This window comes from Paraburkholderia caffeinilytica (assembly GCF_046030355.1).
GTDB lineage: Bacteria > Pseudomonadota > Gammaproteobacteria > Burkholderiales > Burkholderiaceae > Paraburkholderia > Paraburkholderia caffeinilytica_B.
Genome location: NZ_JAQQCQ010000005.1, coordinates 303,936 through 326,430 on the forward strand (window position 1 = coordinate 303,936; position 22,495 = coordinate 326,430).

General features: G+C 59.6%; 19 protein-coding genes. 5 read left to right on the forward strand and 14 right to left on the reverse strand.

Going from position 1 to position 22,495, the window contains the following annotated elements; translation table 11 throughout:
* The first annotated feature begins 76 nt into the window (after positions 1-76).
* On the forward strand, positions 77-1,033 hold the full coding sequence (locus PQQ95_RS10530; protein WP_408437319.1) for a branched-chain amino acid ABC transporter permease: 957 nt from the start codon (positions 77-79) through the stop codon (positions 1,031-1,033).
* A gap of 36 nt (positions 1,034-1,069) precedes the next feature.
* Here PQQ95_RS10530 and PQQ95_RS10535 read toward each other — a convergent pair whose 3' ends face one another.
* The 4 genes from PQQ95_RS10535 to PQQ95_RS10550 form a co-directional block, all read right to left on the reverse strand.
* Complete coding sequence (locus tag PQQ95_RS10535) at positions 1,070-2,707, reverse strand: amidohydrolase (RefSeq protein ID WP_408437320.1); 1,638 nt, start codon at positions 2,705-2,707, stop codon at positions 1,070-1,072.
* A gap of 143 nt (positions 2,708-2,850) precedes the next feature.
* Positions 2,851-4,422: a DUF3138 family protein gene (locus tag PQQ95_RS10540; protein WP_408437321.1), complete on the reverse strand. Its 1,572-nt coding sequence runs from the start codon at positions 4,420-4,422 to the stop codon at positions 2,851-2,853.
* Between the two features lie 75 nt (positions 4,423-4,497).
* Positions 4,498-5,616, reverse strand: a complete 1,119-nt coding sequence (locus PQQ95_RS10545; RefSeq protein ID WP_408437322.1) for a polyamine ABC transporter substrate-binding protein — start codon at positions 5,614-5,616, stop codon at positions 4,498-4,500.
* 170 nt (positions 5,617-5,786) lie between these two features.
* Entirely contained in the window at positions 5,787-6,602 is an 816-nt protein-coding gene (locus PQQ95_RS10550) for a carbon-nitrogen hydrolase family protein (RefSeq protein ID WP_408437323.1), read from the reverse strand.
* A 133-nt stretch (positions 6,603-6,735) separates the two neighbouring features.
* Here PQQ95_RS10550 and PQQ95_RS10555 point away from each other — a divergent pair, with 133 nt between their 5' ends.
* Positions 6,736-7,530 (forward strand): response regulator transcription factor, encoded by a 795-nt coding sequence (locus tag PQQ95_RS10555; protein ID WP_408437324.1) that lies wholly within the window; start codon positions 6,736-6,738, stop codon positions 7,528-7,530.
* A gap of 73 nt (positions 7,531-7,603) precedes the next feature.
* Here the strand turns inward: PQQ95_RS10555 and modA are convergent, their stop codons facing one another.
* Positions 7,604-8,428 carry a molybdate ABC transporter substrate-binding protein gene (gene modA, locus PQQ95_RS10560; protein WP_408437325.1) on the reverse strand — a complete coding sequence of 275 codons (825 nt, stop codon included), beginning with the start codon at positions 8,426-8,428 and terminating at the stop codon, positions 7,604-7,606.
* Between the two features lie 14 nt (positions 8,429-8,442).
* Positions 8,443-10,569, reverse strand: a complete 2,127-nt coding sequence (locus tag PQQ95_RS10565) for a TonB-dependent receptor (RefSeq protein ID WP_408437326.1) — start codon at positions 10,567-10,569, stop codon at positions 8,443-8,445.
* Between the two features lie 374 nt (positions 10,570-10,943).
* Here PQQ95_RS10565 and alr point away from each other — a divergent pair, with 374 nt between their 5' ends.
* Positions 10,944-12,011: an alanine racemase gene (gene alr, locus PQQ95_RS10570; protein WP_408437327.1), complete on the forward strand. Its 1,068-nt coding sequence runs from the start codon at positions 10,944-10,946 to the stop codon at positions 12,009-12,011.
* 205 nt (positions 12,012-12,216) lie between these two features.
* Entirely contained in the window at positions 12,217-14,151 is a 1,935-nt protein-coding gene (locus PQQ95_RS10575; protein WP_408437328.1) for a putative bifunctional diguanylate cyclase/phosphodiesterase, read from the forward strand.
* A 29-nt stretch (positions 14,152-14,180) separates the two neighbouring features.
* Here the strand turns inward: PQQ95_RS10575 and PQQ95_RS10580 are convergent, their stop codons facing one another.
* The 8 genes from PQQ95_RS10580 to msuE all read right to left on the reverse strand — a co-directional run bounded on the left by PQQ95_RS10580 (position 14,181) and on the right by msuE (position 22,040).
* Positions 14,181-14,984, reverse strand: coding sequence for an ABC transporter ATP-binding protein (locus tag PQQ95_RS10580; protein ID WP_408437329.1), 804 nt, complete (start codon positions 14,982-14,984; stop codon positions 14,181-14,183).
* A gap of 2 nt (positions 14,985-14,986) precedes the next feature.
* The gene (locus tag PQQ95_RS10585; protein ID WP_408437330.1) at positions 14,987-16,348 is read right to left on the reverse strand and encodes an ABC transporter substrate-binding protein; all 1,362 of its coding nucleotides are present in this window, start codon (positions 16,346-16,348) and stop codon (positions 14,987-14,989) included.
* 62 nt (positions 16,349-16,410) lie between these two features.
* Positions 16,411-17,478: a branched-chain amino acid ABC transporter permease gene (locus tag PQQ95_RS10590; protein WP_408437331.1), complete on the reverse strand. Its 1,068-nt coding sequence runs from the start codon at positions 17,476-17,478 to the stop codon at positions 16,411-16,413.
* 8 nt (positions 17,479-17,486) lie between these two features.
* Positions 17,487-18,368, reverse strand: a complete 882-nt coding sequence (locus PQQ95_RS10595) for a branched-chain amino acid ABC transporter permease (protein ID WP_408437332.1) — start codon at positions 18,366-18,368, stop codon at positions 17,487-17,489.
* A 13-nt stretch (positions 18,369-18,381) separates the two neighbouring features.
* Positions 18,382-19,161, reverse strand: a complete 780-nt coding sequence (locus tag PQQ95_RS10600) for an ABC transporter ATP-binding protein (RefSeq protein ID WP_408437333.1) — start codon at positions 19,159-19,161, stop codon at positions 18,382-18,384.
* An 18-nt stretch (positions 19,162-19,179) separates the two neighbouring features.
* Positions 19,180-20,325 carry an AMP-binding protein gene (locus PQQ95_RS10605; RefSeq protein WP_408437334.1) on the reverse strand — a complete coding sequence of 382 codons (1,146 nt, stop codon included), beginning with the start codon at positions 20,323-20,325 and terminating at the stop codon, positions 19,180-19,182.
* Positions 20,326-20,327: 2 nt separating this feature from the next.
* Positions 20,328-21,431 (reverse strand): dimethylsulfone monooxygenase SfnG, encoded by a 1,104-nt coding sequence (sfnG, locus tag PQQ95_RS10610; RefSeq protein WP_408437335.1) that lies wholly within the window; start codon positions 21,429-21,431, stop codon positions 20,328-20,330.
* A gap of 27 nt (positions 21,432-21,458) precedes the next feature.
* Positions 21,459-22,040 carry an FMN reductase gene (gene msuE, locus PQQ95_RS10615; RefSeq protein WP_408437336.1) on the reverse strand — a complete coding sequence of 194 codons (582 nt, stop codon included), beginning with the start codon at positions 22,038-22,040 and terminating at the stop codon, positions 21,459-21,461.
* A 207-nt stretch (positions 22,041-22,247) separates the two neighbouring features.
* On the opposite strand from msuE, the gene PQQ95_RS10620 reads away from it, so the two are divergent.
* Positions 22,248-22,469 (forward strand): hypothetical protein, encoded by a 222-nt coding sequence (locus tag PQQ95_RS10620; protein ID WP_408437337.1) that lies wholly within the window; start codon positions 22,248-22,250, stop codon positions 22,467-22,469.
* The last annotated feature ends 26 nt before the right edge of the window (positions 22,470-22,495 follow it).

Below are 22,495 nucleotides of genomic sequence, written 5' to 3' on the forward strand. Positions count from 1 at the left end.
AAATTGGATCGTAGGGGCTGTCGGGTTGGGTTGCTTGGCCGCTGCTCCGTGGCTAGGTGCATATCCGGTGTTTTTGATGAAGTTGATGTGTTTCGCCCTGTTCGCGTGCTCGCTGGATTTACTGCTCGGCTATGTCGGTTTGCTATCGTTCGGCCACGCGGCATTTTTCGGCGGAGCCGCCTTCATCGCGGGGAGTGCCATGCGGGATCACGGCTGCGCTCCCGAAGTGGCGCTGCTTCTCGGCACGGGCGTTGGTGCAGCACTCGGGTTGATATTCGGACTCTTTGCCATTCGGCGGAAGGGAATCTATTTTGCAATGGTGACGCTGGCCTTTGCCCAGATGCTCTTCTTTTTCTGCGTCCAGGCGCCCTTCACGGGCGGCGAAGACGGCTTGCAAGGTGTGCCGCGCGGGCGCCTGTTCGGCGTGGTTCCGCTTGAGAACGATCTAACGCTGTATTTCGTCATCCTGTCGATTACGACGATCGTGTTTCTGTTTCTTGGCCGCGTCATTCATTCTCCGTTCGGAAAAATTCTGACGGCGTTGAAAGAGAACGAAGCGCGGACGATTTCCCTTGGTTACGATGTGGATCGGTTCAAGCTGCTTGCATTTGTCCTGTCGTCGGCAGTGGCGGGGCTTGCCGGCGCGATGAAGACTTTGGTGCTGGGTTTCGCAACGCTCTCGGACGTGCATTGGACGCTATCCGGCACGGTCATTCTGATGACGTTGATCGGCGGCCTCGGAACGCGATTTGGCCCGGTGGTCGGCGCGGTGATTGTCGTCGTGCTGGAGTCCAAACTGGCGGCGTTTGGCGGCTGGCTTGCCGACATGACGCACATCGCGTGGTTTCAGGGATTGGGGGAGTCGGTCAGCCTGCTGACCGGTGTGATGTTCGTTGCCTGTGTGTTGCTGTTCAGGCGCGGCATCGTCGGAGAATGCGCGCAATGGATGGAGCGGCGCGACTCGTTGCGGACCCGAAGTGTCGCGCGCTCCGTGCAGCATGAAAGTGTGCGAACCGGGCTGACGGAGGGATAGGACGGTAGTCCAGACTCCGTCGTCCCAATCTGCATTTCAAGCGTCGAAACCTGGGTCGCGGTGAACTTCCTGCCCTCCCAGAAGGGTGAGCAATACCTGGGTTTCGCCGATCTCATACGGAGAAATATTGAACAGATTGCGGTCGAGCACGATCAGGTCGGCGTACTTGCCCACGCTCAGACTACCCGTGCAATCATCGCGCCATGCGGCATGAGCCGCGTTGATGGTGTATCCGCGCAACGCCTCTTCGACGCCAATGCGATGTTGCGGCGTGAGAACGGGATCACTGGGGCTCGCCTTGGCGTTTTGCCGGGTGACGGCCGTCTGCATGATCTGAAAGGGATCGTAGGTACTGACACCCCAGTCGCTGCTCAGCATACACGTCACACCCTCACGGATGAAGGCGCCGACGGGAAAGATCCATTGACTGCGTTCGGGGCCGAGCATGGCCTCCGCGATCGCATCTGCTGCGGAGTTGGGTTGTGCCCACAAGGTCTGGTAATTGGCGAGGATGCCAAGCTCCCTGAAGCGAGAGATATCGGCCGGATTCACCACCTGCAGGTGCGCTAATTGATGACGAGCGTCCCACTTGCCATTTTGATGCAGCGCATATTCGATCCCGTCCACCGCAGCGCGCACAGCACCGTCGCCAATGGTGTGTACATGCAGTTGGAACTTCTCCCGGTCGAACGCCGCGAAATATTCATTGATCTGCGCCTGGCTGAACATCAGTTCCGCATTTCCGCCAGTATCGGTGCGCGGCTCGAGCAGAACGGCAGTACCGTTTTCGAGCACGCCGTCCAGAAAGAACTTGGCCGAGTGAAGAGAAACCCTGTCGCCCTGATAAACCTCACGCAGGTCCTTCAACTCCTGGAGTTGCTCGGCCAACGGTTTGTGCGCGAAGATCTTCGAGGTTGCACGCACCCGGACAGTCAGGTCTCCGCGCTCATAGGACGCCTGGTAGTTCTTCATATAGTTACGGCTTACCATGGCATCCAGAACGCCAGTAATGCCGCGGCGATTGAACGCTTTGCTGTAATGCTTCATGGCTTGCAGGTATTCGTCGTCTGTATAACCAGGCGCGATGCGGTTCATCGCCCAGATTGCGTCCTCCAGCAGCCACCCCTTGGGACTGCCGTCGGCCAGCCGCACGTAGTTGCCGTTCTCCGGCTCCGGGCTGCCGGGTTTCACGCCGGCAATCTCGAAGGCTGCGCTGTTGGCCCAACCGTTGTGGTGGTCGCTCGCCAGCATCAGCGCCGGACGTCCTCCGGTTACGCTATCCAGCTTTTCCTTCGTGAGCGTTTCCGGACTGAACAGGCTGGACGAAAAGCCCACGCCGCGAATCCATGGTTTGTCCGGGTTCCGACCGGCGAAGTCCCGGATGATGTCCAGCAACTCGTCAACAGTGGTCGCGTCGTATAGGGCCGCGTTGTGGTGCAGATCGGCGCTGCTCAACTGGAAGTGCACGTGGGTGTCCTGCAGACCGGGCAACATCATGCGCCCTTGTGCGTGGATTCGGCGCGTGCGCGTATCCGTCATGCGCTCGATTTCCTCGTTCGTTCCAACGGCTACGATGCGGCCGTCGTGCACGGCGATGGCTTGCGCCTTGGGCAGGGTCTCATCCATGGTGTGGATGTCTGCATGGGTAATGATCAGGTCGGCTGGCTGATGCACGGTATCTCCGGATAGAACTCATGACGCTATTCGGGTGGGTCAGGGCGCTTGTGGTTCTGGCCGCGTCGCAATCCACCGAACAGGACGGCGACACGCCGGTCGCCGGTTATCAAAATGAAGCGGGTTGTGAAGCGGGTTGCCGGTCAGAACGTATAGACGAACTGCAGCGCCGCGATATCGTTACTACGCGAGTAGCTGCCGTCGCTCTTCTGGAAGACCGGGTGGTTTGCGCCGTCGTGGCGGTACTCGAACTTAACGATGATCTGGTCAGTCGGGTAAAACAGAAGATCGGCGGTAAGGGCGTAGTGCTGCGCGCCCTTGCACTCCATGCCTTTGTTGGCGGAATTCTGGAAGCAGGACGGATCGAGTCCGAAGCCGCTCGTGCCATTGACCGACGGATCGCCACCGGACAGGCCGTAGAGAATGTTGCTGCCGCCACCGCCGTTGGCTGTGTCGTTCAGGTAGTCGAGGCGCAGCGTCGCGCCCATGCGGCCGATTCCCGCCGTCGTCCACTTCGTATGGCCGAGCAGCGATGTGCCGAACCAGCGGGCGGTGCCTCCGTTCCACGCACCTTTCTGCAATTGACCGTAGTCGAGCTGCGCGTTGAACTGCGTTTTATCGTGCGTGTACGTCACATCGCTTTCGACATACGTATACAGGCCAAACGGTGATGACGCGTTGCACTGGTAGCCATATTCACCCGCCGCCGCGCACGGCGAGAACAGTGTCTGCCGGCCGATCGTGCCCGAGATGCCGACATCGAGTCCTGTCGTCGTCGCGCTGTCGAAGCGGGCTGTGAGCGTCGGTGTCCAGTTGCTCTTCGTCGTATTGTTGGCGGCGTTGACGATCGCGCCCGCAGTGCGTAGCTGTTCGTTGCCAAGCAACACTTGCCAGAAATGCGTGTACGTCGCGTCCGAACCCTTCAAGCCAATGCCGACCATGTTGCCCGGCTCGCTGAAGTCATACAGCAAGCCGTGCGTGAGCGTGAGCATCTGGTTGGACGGCTGAATCTCATAGCCGGCGAGACTCGTCATGAGGCCGGTCTCGAAGGTCTTCGTCGTGCTGAGCGGCACCGACACCTGGGCCTGCGTGAGGATGTTATTGCCGACGCCGCCGCGCTCGTTGCTCAGCACGCTGCCGAAGCCACGGTTCGGCTGGATCACGATCTCGGCGGACGGGGCCATTGGACCGACGCCGAAGGTCTTCTTGATGTCGAGATAGAGGTCGCCGAGCGTGCTGTTGTAGTAGTCGTAAATGCCCGGATCGTGGTTCAGGAACTGGAAGCCGGCCGTGTGCTGCGCGCGGTTGTACAGGTACACGGGATCGATGTAGCCGGTGATGCTCAGCCCGGCGAGCGGGCCGCTTGTCGCTGCTTCCTGCAAGGTGTCGACCTTGAGCGATGCGTTGGCGATCTGTTCGCGCATCTGCTGCACGTCGTCGTTTGTGAACGCAGGCGCCGTGCTGGATGCGGGCGCGACGGCCGTTGCGGTGTTCACTGGGCCGATGTTCGCCGCTCCGGCGTTCGCGGCTGCCGCCGGCGCGGCGTTTGCCGCGATGGTCTTGCGCAGCGAGTCGAGGTTGGCCTGCAGTGCGTTGACCTGCGCCTGCAGCGCCTTCAGGCGGTTTGCGTCCGACGTGGACTGCGGTTCGGCCGCGAAGGCCGCGACCGCTTCAAAGGCCAGCAGGCACAGCACGGTGATGTGTTTGACTTTCATGTCGATGATCCATAGGGACGAGCACGCCCCCGCCCGCTGTTGGCAGCGGGGCGCGCAGGGTAAGCCTGGAAGGGGTTACTCGGTCTTGAGCTTTGCCCAGAGCCGGTTCATGAGCCGCATCAGATCCGGCGGAATCGGCTTGCTGAGGCTCAGTTTATGGATCACTTCGGGCGACGGAAACACGGCCGGATCGGCGGTCACCTCGGCACGCACGAGCGGCTTCGACGACGGTACGGCTGACGGATAAGACGTGTCGTTGGTCAGGTTCGCACTTTCCTTCTCTGACAGAACGAAGTTGGCGAACTTGAGCGCGGCGTCCGGATGCGGGGCATCTTTGGGAATGGCCATCATGTCGAACCACAGCGCGCTACCCTCCTCGGGGATCACGTATTTGATGTGATACGACTTTTTGGCGCTCGCAGCGGCGATGCGGGCGGAGTTGATATCGCCAGACCAGCCGAGCGCGAGGCAGATATCGCTGCCGGCGAGATCGTTGATATAGCTGCTCGAATTGAACTGGGTGATATACGGCCGGACCCCTTTGAGTAACTCATACGCCGCCTGATAGTCGGCCGGGTTGTTCGTGTTCGGGTCTTTCTTCAAATAGATGAGGGCCATGCCGAATGTGTCGACGGCCGAGTCGAGCACCGAGATGCCGCAGCCCTTCAGCTTCTGCGCGTACTTCGGGTCGAACAGCAGCGACCAGCTGTTCAGGGGCGCATCGTTGCCGAGTGCTGCCTTGACCTTTTCGACGTTGATGCCGAGGCCGTCCGTGCCCCACGTCCAGGGGATGCCGTACTGGTTGCCCGGATCGTCCTTTGCAAGAACCCTCATGATGTCAGGGTCGAGCAGGCCGTAATTCGGCAGCTTCGTCTTGTCGATCTTCTGGAAGATACCGGCCTGCAACTGGCGCGCCCAGAAGATGTCGGACGGCACGACGATGTCGTAGCCGGATGTGCCCGACAGCAGCTTCGCCTGCAGGGTCTCGTTCGAATCGAATTCCTGGTAGACGACCTTGATGCCGGTCGCCTTCTCGAAGTTCGCGATCGTGTCCTTGCCGATCGAGTTGCCCCAGTTATAGACATTCACGACCTGGTCGGCTGCTTGTGCCGACGGTATCCCGTGCCAGGCGACCCCGGCGAATGCCAGCGCCGCGCACACCGTCTTCAAACGGTTTATCCAATTCTTCGACATCACTCTCTCCTCCATCATTTTCTTGTAAGCGAAACTCCGGCCGCGAATGAGCGTGACGCCGCAGGAGTGAAAACAAGTATGCTGTTCGTCAATAATTTTAATAATCACGTCGAGTAGCTAACCCCAAAGAGGGAGACGCATAGGCGTGACTCGACAAACCTTTCGGCGGCTTACGGAATCAGCAGTTCGCGCCGTCCGTCGGGATACTGGTTCACCTCGCCGGGGAACGGCTGGCGCTGGTCTGCACGGTAGTCGTAGAGCGCGCGCGCGGCCGCGATCGCCGCGAAATCGAGTTCGACAACATGGCGGCATTCTTCTTTGCCGGCTTCGAACAGCATGCGTCCGAAGGGGTCTATTGCTGCGCTGCCGCCCGCGAAGATCAAATCGTCCGCGCCTTCGCCAACCCGATTTGCCATGACGGCAAATACCTGGTTTTCCTGAGCTCTTGCCGTGAGCGCGGTTCGGTGAACATAACCGTAAGGTTCCATGTTGCCGTTTGTCGCGAGGAGCAGTTCAGCGCCGAGCGTGGTCAGGGCTTGGGCGGTTTCGGCAAATTCCATGTCGTAGCAGATCAAAAGGCCGATGCGCACGCCTCGCCACTCCACCGTGGCATATCGATCGCCGGGCAACACCAGGCCAGGCTCCGACACCCATAAGTGGGTCTTTCGATAACTGAGCGATATACCTTGGGGTGTGACGAACAGGGTCGTGTTATAGAAGCGTCCGTTGTCGTTTTCGATCAGACCAGTGACCACGGCGAGGTCACGCTCGCGTGCGGCCTTTTCGATCGCTTGAACGCTTGGCCCGTTCAAGGGCTCGGCCAGAGACGAAATGTTCTCCGCGTCGAGGAATCCAGTGATTTGGGCTTCAGGAAACAGTACTATGTCGGTATCCGGCGCGCATGCGGCAATGGCTTTCAGCGTGCGGTTCAAGTTGTATGCCGTGTCGCCGTCGCGACCGGCCAATTGTACGATTTCAATCTTCATCGGTGAACCTGTCCTTTATAAGCGAAACCCTGGCGACAAGAGTGAATGCTGCTTGCAAGGGCGCGTGGAAGTATGGCGCTCATCGATGATTTCAATAATCACGTCGAGTAGCTAGTACCTACGGGGGATGCGCATGAGTCTGAGCTTGCAGGATGTGGCGTGGCACCGCTCAGTCGGCCAGTTGATCGACGCCCTGGATCGCCCGGGATTCTGGCTGGCGCTGATCCGATTGCTGGATGAGTACGTCCCCACGGATAGCTGGGTAGTGCTGCTATTCAGCGATGACCGTCCGCACGTGCTTGCCGTGAACCCCTTCGAGGGAGAAGGCCCCGATCCGCTCTACACGGACTACGTCAAGGGCCTCTATCTGCTGGACCCCTTCTACATCGCCAATCGCGAAAGCCCGAAGACCGGTCTGTTTCGCCTATCCGACGTTGCGCCCGAGTGCTTTAACCAGACCGACTATTACAAGCTCTATTTCACGCACTACGTCGTGGAAGACGAAGTTCAATACACGGTTGTGCTCGACGACGTACGGACCGTATGCGTGGCGCTCGGTAGCAAGAAGCGCTTTACCCCGGCACAAATCGCAATGTTCGACCTGATGAGGCCATGGGTTGCCGGACTGATGCGTCAACGTATGTTCTTTGAAGGCGTGCTTGCCACGAAGGCGGGGTCTACTCAAACACCTCACCGGCAGAGCGGTCTGGAAGACGCGATGGAGCGGCTCGGAACCCCGCTCACCGCCAGGGAAATGGATATTGGCAGGCTAATACTGAGCGGCCACTCCAACAAGGGGATAGCCAGCAAGCTGGATATCTCTATCGAAACCGTGAAATCTCATCGAAGAAATATGTATGGGAAATTGGAAATAAAATCGCAATCCGAACTTTTCGCGCTGTTCCTGAAAGCGCAGAGTGATTCATAGCGATTTCCTTTCGCAGATTGTGGATCTTTTCCCTGGCCGCCCCGATTTCTGTGGCACGTCAGCCTGCGAGATTCTATTGGCGTGCGACTGGCGTGAACCCATAGCGTGTGAGTACGTCCTGTGCCGCCGGGCTCATCAGGTATAAGGCAAGCCGGTAAGCGGCGTTGCGGGTGGCCGCGGTCTGCGGCAGTTCCACGACCGTCATTCCATAATCGGCGGAGAGGCTGAGATTGGCCGGGAGTTCGACCTGCACAAGGGTCGAATCGGGCTTGGTTTCGTGAGAACTGCAATAGCCGATGAAGACGTCGACACGCCGCGTCATCATAAAGTATTTCACGGGGTTCTGACCCGTTGGAACTTGAGGTGCGGCTGGACCACCAACCAGTTGCTGTGCTTTCGCCTCCAGAATCTGCTTGGCTCCAGGGCGGACCGAGTCAGCCTTCGCGAACAGCTCCCACGCATAGTCGCCGCCCGGGTCCGCCTTCGGTGTCGACGTGCCGATCTTCACATTCGGATCAAGTAGTGTGTCGAGCAGATTGTCCGTTGTGAGGCCGACATCCGGGCGGGCCTGAACACAAAGCCGATTCCTCGCGAAGACAACAGTGGGCGCAGCCTTTCCTTCCGCCGTCAGGCGCTGCGGATGCGCCATATTGGCTGAAACGAAAATATCCGCCTTGGCGGAATCCTCGATCCTGTTCAGTAGAAGACCGGCCGGTCCTGTAACGAGATCAACTTTCTGGCCGGACTCCATTGTGTATTGCTGCGTGATAGCGGCGAGTGCGCCGCTCATGCTTCCAGCCGCGTAGATCGTGACAACCGCGGTGGTGGGCGCTTGCTGCGCCCACGCGATACCCATGGTGCTGCCGAGAACGATGGCAACGAGAGTGCGAAGTGGCATAGGTCGGTCCTTGATCAGAGATTGATTTGTAGCGACGCACGGACGGTACGAAGGGCGCCGAGTGTGCCTGTGCCATTGTCGGAGCCGCTGTAGCCATTTTGTCCGCTTGGGGTGATGTTGGCCCAGTACTGGCGGTTGGTGATATTGTCGACCGCAATGCGCAGCGTCACTGATTTGCCGGCAATTTTCGTTCTGTAGCGCGCGCCCAGATCAAAGACGGTATAACCGTTGACATAGTCGGTGTTCGTATAGTTGCCGGGTCGACGACTTGCGTAGTTCATGTTGATGTTGAACCCGAGGCCGGCGACGGCCGGCACGGAGTAGTCAAGCAGCGCATTGAATACGACGCGCGACAGCCCGAGAATCTGTTTATCACTGGTAGACGCGGAGCCGGTGTCGAACAGGCGGGGATCGAGTAGCGAGATCCCCGTGAAGATGTTGAGATCTCTTGTCACCGCGCCGGTCGCGGTCAATTCAAGTCCACGATTGACTTGTTGACCTTGTTCGGCAAACACGTTGTTCGCGCCTACATAGGCGTACGGTCGCTCGATGCGGTAAAGGGCTGCGCCGAGCGTAACCTGGCTCACATCGACTTTGTAGCCCAGTTCCCATTCTTTGCTTCGGTACGGAGCGAGGCTATCGCCCGCATTGGCTGATCCAGCTGGGGCATTGTCGCCTTGTTGAAGACTGTCAGCGTACGTCAGATACGCCGTCATATTGTCTTGCGGCTTAAACATCAGACTGGCCGTCGGGCTGATGCCGTCCGCGTTGTATTTACTGGTCGTCGCTCCCTGCTTGTTGTAGTTCTCAGTGTGTATCCAGCTCTGACTCGCAGCCAGTAACGTTGACCAGTATTTGCCGAATCCAATCGTGTCCCCAACGCTAATCGACTGCTGGACCGTGTTGACGGATCGATATCGATTTGAGAAATCGGGCAGCGGGGGTTTTGCAAAAGACAGAGGATCGTTGATGCTTGCACTGCCGAGCGTAATCGCCCCCGTCTGGAACGGCGTATATCGATTCCAGTAGAAGCCCGTATTTGACACGAAGATGTCGTGTGACAGGCCTGCGAGTTCAGTATGGCCATTCAGCGCGAGCGTATTGCTGACGATCGTGTCCAGGCTGTACGTGGTCGTCGCGGTGGTCGTCGTATAGGCGCCTGTTTTGCTGGTGATGGTATTGGTCGGCACGGTCGACGCACGGTCGTTCGTCTCTCTCAACACGCCCGCGCTTAAGTGCCAGTCCTTGTTGAAGTCGTGCTTCAAAGTGGCGCTGAACATGTTGGTCACGTTGTCGTCACCCGCCCACGATTGGCCGTAGCCCGGGCGTGTAGGATCAGGCGCACTGGGAAAGGGTACGTTACGCGCTAAAGCAAACGTTCCTGGGAATCCAGTCGACAGGTAGTGGTACGTGCTGAAATTGGTTTCGAGCCTTGTGTCCGGGGAGAAACGAACGTCGAACGCGAGGCTTGCCAGTTGTCTGCGCAGGCGGCTGCCTTCCACATATCCCTCACCGTTCTGGTTGAGCAAATTCAGCCGATACCCGAAGCGGTCGTCGTTGCCGAAGTGTCCGCCGAGATCCAGGTGCTCAGTCAACGACTGGCGTGAGGCATAGCCGAACGTGAACTCGCGCAACGGCTCGGCGGTGGGCCGTTTGAGCACGTAGTTGAACGTACCGGCAGGACTGGCGGGCCCGTACAGGGCACCGGCGAGGCCATTCAGAACCTCGATCTGCTCGAATTGCTCGATGGGATAGTCTGTTGTCGCCGCGATATTCAGGCCATCGACCCGCGTGTTCTGGACGACACCGGCTTGCAGCCCCCGAGTCTGAGGGCGGATATTTTCGCCCTGAACCGTGGGGACAAAGCGAAACGCTTCCCGCACACTCTGGAGTTGCTGATTCTCCGCGAGCGATGAGGGAACGACGCTAATCGAGTACGGCGTATCAAGAAGCACCTTCTCGCCTAGTGGCCCAACTTTCGTTCGGTCGATCTGATATGACGGGTAGGGAGAGGGTGATAGCCCGGTGATGACGACAGGGGTGAGCTGGATTCCGTCGTCTTGAGCATGGACTGAGAATGTTGCTCCCATCCCTGCGGATACGAGCGTGAGCGCCTGAAAGGCATTGATTGAGCGAGTCATGGATCTTGAGGTATCTATTTTTTGTGTCGTTGTATCGGGCTATATATAACGCAATGCGTGAGCCTTCAACAGTAGCGGCCCGTAATAGATGGAATCAGGCCAAAGCTTCGTCCATGCAGATCAACGCGCCTGGTCGATCAAACGCGTTCTGAGACTGGACCGTCTGCGACAGCGGGAATTGACGTCGGGAACCTGCAGGAAGGACTTCAAGCAGCAACCGGCAGCCAAGAAATAAACCTAAAAATCCGAACAATACAGTAACAAAAACTGGTTATGGCTCGATACGATAGTGGAAAAATCTGCCCGTAGACCATAATGCTGGTCTTTAACAACGGGCATCCATTCCCTTTCCTAACTAGCCCTCAACGCCTCCTATGCCACGCCCGATCGTTGCACAGATTCATCCCGCCGCAGTCAGTCACAACCTCTCCATCGTCAAGCAGCGGGCACCTCGATCACGGGCTTGGGCCGTGGTCAAAGCCAACGCATACGGACACGGAATCGATCGCGTTTTCCCGGCACTCGCGAATGCGGACGGCATTGCATTGCTCGACCTCGACGAAGCAGTCCGCGTGCGTGAGTTGGGTTGGACCAAGCCGATCCTTCTTCTGGAAGGTGTGTTCAGGCCAGGCGACGTGCAAATCGCCCAACAGTTCGATCTTTCCATGGCCGTGCATTGCCGTGAGCAACTCGATCTGTTGCGCCTGTCGCCGTCACGTGAGCGCGTCAATGTGCATCTGAAGATGAACTCCGGGATGAACCGCCTCGGATTCCGGCCCGATGCGTACCGCGCCGCGTGGGAGCAGGCCAGATCGATTCCGGGCATCGCAGACATCACGTTGATGAGCCATTTCGCGAATGCTGACGATGGCGACGTGGCATGGCAGATGGATCGTTTCGATGCGGTGACTCAAGACATACCGGGTCAACGAAGCCTCGCGAATTCAGCGGCCGTTTTGTGGCATCCCCAGGCGCATCGCGACTGGGTGCGGCCAGGTGTCGTGTTGTACGGCGGTTCGCCCACCGGTCAGTCGCGTCACATTGACGATGTAGGATTGCGCGCTTCAATGACGCTCAAAAGTGAAGTGATCGGTGTGCAATCGTTGTCGGCGGAGGAAACGGTGGGGTACGGCCGCGCCTTTGCCGCGAATCGCGAGATGCGCATCGGGGTGGTCGCATGCGGATATGCGGACGGATACCCGCGGCACGCATCGACGGGTACGCCGATCGCTATCGACGGCGTCATGACGCAGGTGGTGGGCCGTGTGTCGATGGACATGCTCACTGTCGACTTGGCACCGTGCCTGCATGCGCAGATCGGTTCAAAGGTCGAACTATGGGGCGAACAGGTCAAGATCGACGACGTCGCTCACGCTTCCGGGACGATCGGGTATGAACTGATGTGCGCTTTGGCAAAACGGGTGCCCGTAGAAATAGCCTGAATGACCGCCTCTTTCGCCGGAGCGTGAAGCAATCCGCAAGGGATGCTCACGTCTTCGGACGGGAGGCGACGCAGCGTTGCCCACTGTATGGGCGTTATGGTGTCTAATAATGCAGCGCAATTGCGTTGTAACGGACATTGGTGTTTACGTAATAATTGCGAGGCGCGTCCGATTCGACCCACTAACCATTAAAAATGCGTAGGTCATGGCTTTCAGCGAACCAAGGTCTCCATTTTTCAAATGGGTGGTGTCCTCCGCTCAAGAGCTGAGCGCCGACAATCGGCAAATATTGCTTGCCAATCTGTTCACGCGAACCGCATCGATTGTCTTTGCGTCGATTTGCGAAATCAGTGTCTGCGCAACCGCCTACTATCTGATTCCAAGGCCGCTGTACGCGTGGTGGGGCAGCGCCGTGGTCGCGCTGCTGATCACGCGTCTCGTGTTGATCCGGCTGTGCTGCCAGCGTAGCGCGCGTAATCTGCCGACCCCTACCTCGGCCTTTCTCTTTGCAAGCCTTCTCTGGGCGGCCCTGTTCGGCTTTGGCACTTTCCTGTGCAATACCAGCGGAAATCAAACGCTTTTTCTGCTCGGCAACGTTTGCGCGGTGGGTGTAATCGGCGGATTGGCCGGGCGCAATGCAGGCACCCCCCGGCTGGCGCTTCTCCAGATTTCGTTTATTCTCGGGTTGCTGGGTTGGGGCGCGGCGCTTTCTCCCGGCTCCGGCAAGCTCGTGCTGCTGTTTCAGGCGCCGTTTTGTGCGGCGGGGTTCTTTACCGTGGCATTGCGCAGTAATCGCGACACCGTTGCATTGTTGCTGGCGCGCGAAAGCAGCCATCGGCTCGCTCATCAGGACAGCCTGACCGGCCTGCCCAACCGCGCTCGCATTACCGAGCTTCTGCTGGAGCGCACCGCGGCAGGCTCGTTGCGGCAGAATCATCGGTTCGCGGTTCTACTGATTGACCTCGACGGCTTCAAGGCGATCAATGACAGCCTGGGGCATGCCGCCGGCGATCAGATCCTTCAGGAGGCCGCGATCCGATTGCGTGAAGTACTGCCGGCCGGGGATCAGGTCGGACGCCTCGCCGGCGACGAGTTCGTCGCCATTACCGACGGCACGGCGTTGACCCGCGACGTCCATTTGCTGGCGGACCGTATCGTCAAAACGCTGGCGCGTCCTTTCACCCTCAGCGACGCATTGGTGCATATCGGTGCAAGCGTGGGCGTCTCGCTCTATCCGGAGCACGCAAAAACAGGCCCGCAATTGCTGATCTGCGCGGACCGTGCGTTGTACGCCGTCAAACGCAATGGCAAAAGTGCCTTCTCTGTCTTCGACGCCGTCAGGCACGCATCCGACGAAAGTTTGAGCCTCCTGCGAAGCGATCTGGAAGGCGCGATGCAGACTTACAGCGATTTGCGCATGGAGTACCAGCCGATCGTCGATCTCGCCGACGACACAATTTCCGGCCGCGAGGCGCTGCTTCGCTGGACGCATCCGACGCGCGGCGAGCTTTCTCCCTCCTCATTCATTCCCACCGCCGAACGTACGGGCCTTATCCTTGCACTCGGCGAGTGGGCGCTGCTGCAATCCTGCACGGAAGCGGTCACATGGCGTGACGCAGTGAGCGTCGCTGTGAATGTGTCGCCCGTGCAATTGCGGGAGGCGTCATTTGCGTCGACGGTTGCGGCGATTCTCGGGAAGACGGGGTTGCCGCCGGCGCGTCTGAATATCGAAGTCACGGAAACGGTGTTGTTGAGTGACGATACCGTCACCCGGCACAACGTCGAGAAGCTCCGCGCGTTGGGAATTGGGCTCGCACTCGACGACTTCGGCACCGGGTTCTCAACCATGTCGACGCTCGTGCGTTTCTCATTCGACAAGCTCAAGATCGACAGTTCGTTCGTGAAGGAGTCTGTGCATCGGCGTGAATCCGCGGCCGTGGTGCGCGGGATTGTGGCTTTGGCACGGGAAATCGGCATGCCGACCACAGCGGAAGGTATCGAGACGCAGGAACAGCTGAATTTCGTGCGTGTCTGCGGATGCACGCATGCTCAGGGTTTTCTTCTGGGCAAACCGGCCCGGGGTGAGGATATTCCACACCTCGAAACAAGGCTTGCTGCGCATTCCGCAGATAAGGCTTGAGCGTTTTTCTCAGCTCAGTTCGGCTCAATTCATGTGGCAGCGTGGCGTGACCCTCGACGCGTGCTACGCGTGCCGCCCGTAGCGGGGTTGCCGCGCCCAAGATAGGCGTCGCGCAACACATCCAGTTCCTGCAACGCGTCCGCCTTCCCATGCGCAACCACGCGGCCGCCTTCGAGCACGTAGCCAGATTGCGCATACTGCAGCGCGATCGCCGCATTCTGCTCCGCCAGCAGGAAGCTGACGCCATCGTCACGATTGAGTGCGGCGACCGTCTCAAAGATTTCTTCAACGACTTGCGGGGCGAGTCCCATCGACGGTTCGTCGAGCAATACCAACGAGGGCCGCGCCATCAATGCGCGGCCGATCGCCACCATCTGCTGTTCTCCGCCCGATGTATAACCTGCCAGCGCCTTACGACGCTCCTTGAGTCGCGGGAAGGTGCTGTAGATACGTTCGAGATCCGCTTCGAGATCAGCACGGGCAGGTCGACGCACAAAAGCGCCAAGCCGCAGATTTTCTTCGACGGACAAATGCGCAAAGCAACGCCGGCCCTCCAGCACCTGGACGAGGCCACGTTCGGCGAGCGTCCACGGATCCGCGTCGGTAATCGCGTCGCCGCGATACGCGATACGGCCCGACGTAAGCTCGCCCCGTTCCGCACGAATCAGACTCGAAATTGCCTTGAGCGTGGTCGTCTTTCCGGCGCCGTTGCCGCCCAGCAGGGCGACGATGGCGCCGGACGGCACCGTCAATGAAACGCCGCGCAATGCCGGAATGAGCTGGCTATACGTCACGGCAATGTCTTCGACCTGCAGGATCGGGGCGACGCTCATGCTCAGAGATCCTTGCTGCAATCGCGTGGCGTAATCCCCTTTTCTTTGGCATACGCGTTCGCCGATTTCTCGATGATCGGGCGCAACAGCGCGCGATCCGCCTGAACCCAGCCGCTGATGACCTTCCATTGCTGGCCGTCCCATTGTTGAAAGCGCACGGCGCCGCCGCCCTCGTGATCGGAGCATGACAGTTTCAGCGGTTGAACCAGACCGTACGCGCCCAACTGCTTCAGACGCGCGTCGTCGAGATTCAAATGTTCGAAACCCCAGCGTACCTGTTCGCCCGTAAGCGGTTTGTTGCCGTATTTAGCCTGTGCCACGCGCAACGCTTCGACATTGAGAATGCCATTGACGACACCCAGGTTGTAGTACACGGTACCGAAGCGCGCCGGGTCCTTCAGGTTGCCGTTACCGGGTTTGATCACATACTGATTGATCGCCTGAAGTACCGGAAAGTCGGTTCCCGACGGATGCGTGGTGATGGAAATGAAGCCCTTTGCGGCATCGCCTGCCGGACGCGCATCTTCTTCCGAATTGCTCCAGATGTTCCCGATGATGTGATTCGCCGGAAAGCCGACCTTTTGCGCCGACTTCAACGCGACCGGATTCATCACGCCCCAGCCCCGCAGAATCACCCAGTCCGGATTGATTCGATGGATGGTGAGCCACTGCGAGCCCTGTTCGTTACCCGGATGGGGGACTTCGATCTGCGTGAGTTCGAAGCCGTACTTTTTGGCGAGCGCCTCGAGCACGGGAATCGTCTCGCGGCCGTAAGGCGACCCGTGGTACAGCACGACGATCTTCTTACCCTTGAGCTGATTCAGTCCACCAGACTGCTGGCCGATGTAATTGACGATCGCCGAGACTTCGCTATACGGATTGAGTTGAAGCGGAAACACATACGGAAACACGGCGCCGTCTGTGGAATCCGTACGGCCGTGATTGATCGTGACGAGCGGGATCTTATCGGCGGTCGACCGGTCGAGCGTCGCATAGGCGATTCCGACCGAGAGCGGATTGGTTGCTGCAGCCGGCGCGCCATTCAGACCGCCTTTGAGCCGCTCGTAGCATTCCACGCCTTTTTCCACGACGTATTCGGTTTCGCATTCGCTCCACGTCAGCTTGACCCCGTTGACGCCGCCATCGCGTTTATTGATGAGGTTCATATAGTCGATAAAGCCGCCGAAGAAACCACTGCCGCCCGCCGCATAGGGCCCGACACGGTAGCTTTGCAGCGGGAAGTATTCTTCGCCTGCGGCTTGCGCGGTGGACGCAAACGCGGTGCTGAGGGCAAGCACCAGGCTCGCGGCAGCGGCGACGCGCGAGACCGTCCCGCGCCTTTTGAAGGAGTCGATGAAATTCATGCTGGCTATACCTTGAATGGATGGATAAGCAATGGTTTAAAGAGCGATGGATAAAAGCGAAGTCATGCGGACAGCGGCCAGTCGCGCAGACGATTCCGCGCGGTCTGAACCAGTCTTGCGAGCCCGTCCGGTTCCTTGATGAGAAAAACAATGATCAGCGTGCCGAAGAGGATCTTCTGCAGGTTCTGCAACTGGCCGGCTTCGATGCCGACGCTGGCTAGCGCACCGGCCGCATTCGAGAGAAGAATGGGCAGCAGCACGATGAACGCCGCCCCCAGAAAATTCCCGCCGATGCTCCCCATGCCGCCAATGATGATGATGAACAACACCTGAAACGACAGATTGAGATCGAAGCCGTGCGGCTCGACCGTGCCCAGATACGCAAATGCCCACAGCGCGCCCGCAATGCCGATGACGAATGAACTCAGCGCGAACGCGAGCAGCTTGGTGCGGCCAGTCGGGATGCCGATTACGCGCGCGGCGGTGTCCATGTCGCGCACGGCCATCCAGCGTCGGCCGAGTTCGCTGCGGACGAGGCGAGTCGCAACAATGAACAGGACGGTCGTGACGCCGAGTACGAGCAGATAGCGTGCGGCCGGGGTGTCGATTTTCCAGCCGAACGCGGTGAGGCGCGGTGCGCTGAGCACACCCGAGGTGTCGTCGTTGGAAAACCAGCTGACTCGGGTAAAGATCCATTCGACAAAGAATTGCGCGGCCAGCGTCGAGACGATCAGATAGAAGCCTTTGATACGCAGGCTCGGCAAACCGAATACCGCGCCCACCGCGGCAGTGATCAACCCGCCGAGCAGGAGATCGATAACCAGCGGCAACCCTGGCACGCGCACCATGAGGTTGTAGGTGGCGTAGGCGCCGACTGACATGAACGCTGCGGAACCCAGCGAGAGTTGACCCGCGTAACCTGTGACGAGGTTCAGCCCGAGTCCCGCGAGCGATAATACGAGGAACGGAATCAGAATGGCATTGAGCCAGTAGTCGTTGCCGAGGAGCGGGACGGCGATGAACGCAATCAGCGCGAGAATTCCGGCGAACCATAACTTTAGCCGCGGCGATTGCAACGGATACGGTTTGAATTTGCGCGGTGCGTTCAGGGTGGCGCGAGTAGATGACATAGCGGGCCTCACACGCGTTCAACGGCGGGTTCGCCGAACAGACCGACAGGCCGCGCGAGCAGGAACAGCATTGCGAGCAGATAGGGAAACCAGTTTTCGATCCCGCCGCCGAGCAGGCTGCCGACATAGACTTCCGCAAGCTTCTCCGATGCGCCGATTAGCAGGCCACCGACAATCGCCCCGCCGATCGACGAAAACCCGCCAATGATCAGCACCGGCAGCGCCTTCAGCACCACCAGCGATAGCGAGAACTGCACACCGAGCCGCGCACCCCACAGGAGGCCTGCCACGAGGCTGACAAAGCCGGCCAGCGCCCATACGATCGCCCACACGCGCGGCAGCCTTATGCCGATGGCGAGCGCCGCGAGCGGATCGTCCGCGACTGCGCGCAGCGACAGCCCGAGCCGCGTGCGCTGGGTCAGAAGCGACAAGCCGATCACCAGCACGCCGGCGGTTGCCGCCGCAAAAATGTCAAACTGGCTGATCATGACGCCGCCTACGTTCAGCGGTTTGTCGTCGATGCCGAGATCCAGGCCGTGCACCTGGGCGCCCCAGAATAACTGCGCCGCGCCTTCGAGAATGAAGCTCAAGCCGAGCGTCGCCATGAACAGCACAATGGGCGGCCGATTTACCAGCGGCCGCAAGACGAGCCGGCCGATCAGCAACGCAATCAGCACCAGCGCCACCAGCGTGATACCGAATGCAAGCACGGGGTTCACCTGCCGCTCGACGAGGCTCACGTACGTGAGCGCGCCAAACAGCACCATCGAACCCTGCGCGAAATTGAACACGCCGGACGCCTTGTAGATCAGCACGAAGCCGATCGCGACCATCGAATACATCACGCCCGCCAGCAGGCCGCCGACGAGTACTTCGAGGAAAAAGCCCATGTTGTTCAATCTCTCAGTGACGGGTGCCGAGATAAGCGGCCAGTACGTCCGGGTTGGTGCGCACGTCGGCGGGGGCGCCGTCGGCGATCTTTTTGCCGTAATCGAGCACCACCACGTGATCCGACAGATCCATCACCACGCCAATGTCGTGCTCGATGAGGACGACGGTCACGCCGAATTGCGTGTTGGCGTCGAGCACATAGCCGGCCATGGCATGCTTTTCGTCCGCATTCATCCCTGCCATGGGTTCGTCGAGCAGCAGGAGACGCGGCTCGGCGGCGAGGGCGCGGGCCAGTTCGACGCGCTTTTGTACGCCGTACGGCAGGGTGCCGACGGTGGTGTGGCGATAGCGCGGCAAGTCGAGCGCTTCGATCACGACTTCGGCATAGCGGCGTTGCACCGTCTCATCGTTGCGCGCGCGGCCAATGCCCAAAGTCTGTTCAAGCCACGTGCTGCGCCGATGCAGATTGCGGCCGGTGAGCACGTTGTCCAGCACGCTCATCCGGCGAAACAGTGCGATGTTCTGAAATGTGCGCGCAATGCCGCTGTGCGCGGCGTGATACGGATTCATGCGCCGATGGCCCTGACCGTCGAAATGCACGCTGCCTTGCTGCGGCTGATAAACACCGTTGATCACATTGAGCAGCGAGCTTTTGCCCGCACCGTTCGGGCCGATCAGCGCGCAGATCTCGCCCGCATGCACGGCGAAGCTGATATCGGTGATCGCTTTCACGCCTTTGAACGACAGCGAGATATGGTCGAGCGAGAGCAAAGCGCTTGAGGACGAAGTCATGGAACGTTGGGTCATGCATCAATAGGCCGGTTGTTCCGACGCGCCGTCTGCCGGATAGTGCTGCGGCGCAGCCGTTTGACGTTTAGGGTCGACACGTCGCCAGTCGCCGGCATCGGGCCACGCGCGCACATCGACGCGCAATGCTTCGAATAGCGCGGCGGTTTTGTCATCGAGCGGCGGTCCGATGACGAGCGCGGCATGGGTGCGCGAAAAGCCGATCACTTCGCGCAACGGACGGGTGATGAGCCACCAGGTCAATGCACGAGCAAGCGGGGCGCCCTGTTTGCGCTGCGCACGGTTGATCAGACGGCGTCGCCATGAACGCGCACCAGGCAAACGATCATCGACGAGTTGTGCCACCCGGGCGTACGTTTCACGCGTGCCTGCTACGAGTGTGGGCGCGAGTTCGCGGCGATCGTTGTCGCGGGTCGCGAGCGATTCCGGAAAATTCAGGCGAAAGCCGCTCAATACCCACGACGCAATCAGATAACGCGCCTGGGATGCAGCGGCGAATGCGCGTGCGGCAAACGCTTCGTCGTCGGCGTTCAGTTTTTCGGTCGCAACGAGTTGCTGGGCTTCATGCACTAGTGTCGCGTGCGGGAAACGCTGTTCGACGAGTTGCCCGTCAGTATCGAAACGCACGAACGCGAATGCGTCGTCATGGGGGTGAGCGGTGGATGCAATGCCGCCCGCGCCGTGAGCCGACAAAGCGCGATAGTCGATCACGGCGGAATGCGGATGCGGCGTCAGATTGCGCGGATTGGCGTCGATCACGCGAAATCCTTCATGCGTCAGCAGGCGATCTATCTGGCTGTCGTCTTCGGCGAACACGAAGCGCGGGACGAGATGCGTGAGCACCGAGTGCAACGCATCATCGGTAAGTTGCGGGTCGAGGGGTATCGCGACGCCACCGTTCCATTGCGCCGCGAGCGACAGGAGCAACGCCTCCTCGCGCGGATGACTGACGAGCAGCAGCACGTCGCCCGTCGCAAAGCCCTGTTGTGCGAGACCGGCGGCCAACTGCCCGACCGTCGTGACCACGTCTTGCCACGACAACGCGCGCCATGCGCCCAGCCGCTTGTGCCGCAAGGCGATGGCGTGGGGTCTGTGCTGCGCCTGATGGCGCAGCCAGTCCGGCAGCGTCGACGGCTGTGCGTTGGTCATGATCAGGCCGCCTTGGCCTGCTGCTTGAGTTCGAGTTCACGCACCAGCGGCAGAACCCGTTTGCCGAAATACTCCACCTCTTCGATGAAATGGAGAAAGCCCGTCAGGACGAGATCCACACCAACCGATTTCAGTTCGACGATGCGCTCGGCAATCTGCTGCGGTGTCCCGATGAGATTGGTACGGAAACCGTCGTTGTATTGCACGAGGTCTTCGAAGCTCGACTTGGCCCAGTTGCCTTCCCCTTCGGGTGAAGCCTTGCCGGCCTGTTTGACAGCGTCACCGAAGGCATGCACCGCTTCGACGTGTGCATGCTTGATGATGTCGGCGAGCACCGCCTTGGCTTCTTCTTCGGTATCGCGGGCGATCACGAAGGCGTTCACGCCAATGCGCACCTTGTGATTGTTTTTTGCCGCCTTGGCCTGAATATCGTCGATTTGCGCTTTCAGGTTCTCCGGCGTATTGCCGTTGGTGAAGTACCAGTCGGAGACGCTGGCTGCGTTGTCGCGTGCGGCGCGTGAGCTGCCGCCCTGGAAAATCTCAGGATGCGGTTTTTGTACCGGCTTGGGACTCAGCGTGTAATCGTTGAAGCGGTAGAAGTCGCCTTTGAACGTGAAGTTGTCCTGTGTCCAGATCCCTTTGAGCGCCTGAATGAATTCGTTCGAACGGCGATAGCGTTCGTCGTGTTCGAGCCACGGCTCGCCGATCGCGGTGAATTCTCCTTTGAACCAGCCGCTCACCACGTTGATCGCAATACGGCCGTTCGAAATATGGTCGATCGTAGCCAGTTGTTTGGCGACAACGGCGGGGTGCCACGGACCTGGCAGAATTGCCGCCAGCACTTTGAGTTTAGTGGTCGCGTGTAACAGGGCCTGGCTGAATGAAACCGATTCGTGCTGATATTCCGCGCCGTATCCGGCAGTGAAGCGAATCTGGCTCAGCGCGTATTCGAAGCCGGCCTGCTCCGCGGTCTGTGCGAGCTTCTGGTTGTACTCGAGACTCCAGTCCGTGCGCTGCTCGATCGTGCTGACGACCAGGCCGCCGCTGACGTTGGGCACCCAGTAGGCGAACTTGACGGCGTCGTCGTGAGAAGAATTCTGGCTCATGATGTTCCTGATGATGGGGTAAAGAGTCTATGCAGCCAGCGTTGCGGCTTGCGGGGAAGAAGCAGGGAGGCGGCCGGCATGCAGCCAGGGAAGCGCGCGCGTCACCGCCAGTGCGATGCGTTCTTCCAGGGCAGGGTTCGAGATTGCATAGCCGCTGAAATCCGCTTCAGAGGCATACACGCCGACCGGTAGCGTACGAGCCTGAAAAAAGCTGAACAGCGGACGTAGTTGATGATCGATGACGAGCGCGTGACGATCGCTGCCACCCGTTGCGGCGAGCAGAACCGGTACGTCGAACAGCGCTTCGTGATGCACGAGATCGAACAGATGCTTGAAAAGTCCCGTGTACGACGCGCGATAAACCGGGCTCGCGACGACCAGCAGGTCCGCCGCTTCAATGGCCTCGATGTGTGCCGCCAGGTCAGCGGGGACCTGCGAGCGATGAACCGCGCCAGCGAGTCTGGACGCGATCTGTCCCAACTCGATGAGATGCGTGTCGATCGGCAGCGCGTCGCCAAGTACGGCGAGCAGGCGTTCGACCACCACAAGGGTGCGCGATGGCCGTTGCAACCCACCGGAGACGGCGACCACTTTCAAACTGTTGCTCATTCGGACGATCCTTTCAGGCGAAAGCGGATTAATCGGGAGTGCAGCTTATTTAGCGAATACCGTGCCATCCAGTTTTGCGCGGACCAGGCGGGTTGGTGATGAAGGTGCGGAACCACGTCGATCGCGTGCCAAGTCAAATGGCATAACCGTTTGCGGCTTTTTCTCCCGCGCATATCGCGGTGGCATGGAACCATTGCAGGCTGACGTATGACGCTGACGAAGCAATATGGCCTCGGTGCTGCTGCTGGAGAAGCAGCGCCGGGTGTCGGCGAGGGGCGCGCAGGCTTGCAGAATTCCAGCGGACTTGCTGTTTGGGAGGCAACGAGCGACGGCGATGCTGGCGCAGAGGCAGCATCTATACCGATGCTGCTGCGTAATCAGCAATTCGACTTTGGATACCACAACAAAATGCATCGGAAGTCGGGATAGATGGTCAGAATACGTTTCTGAGGAAG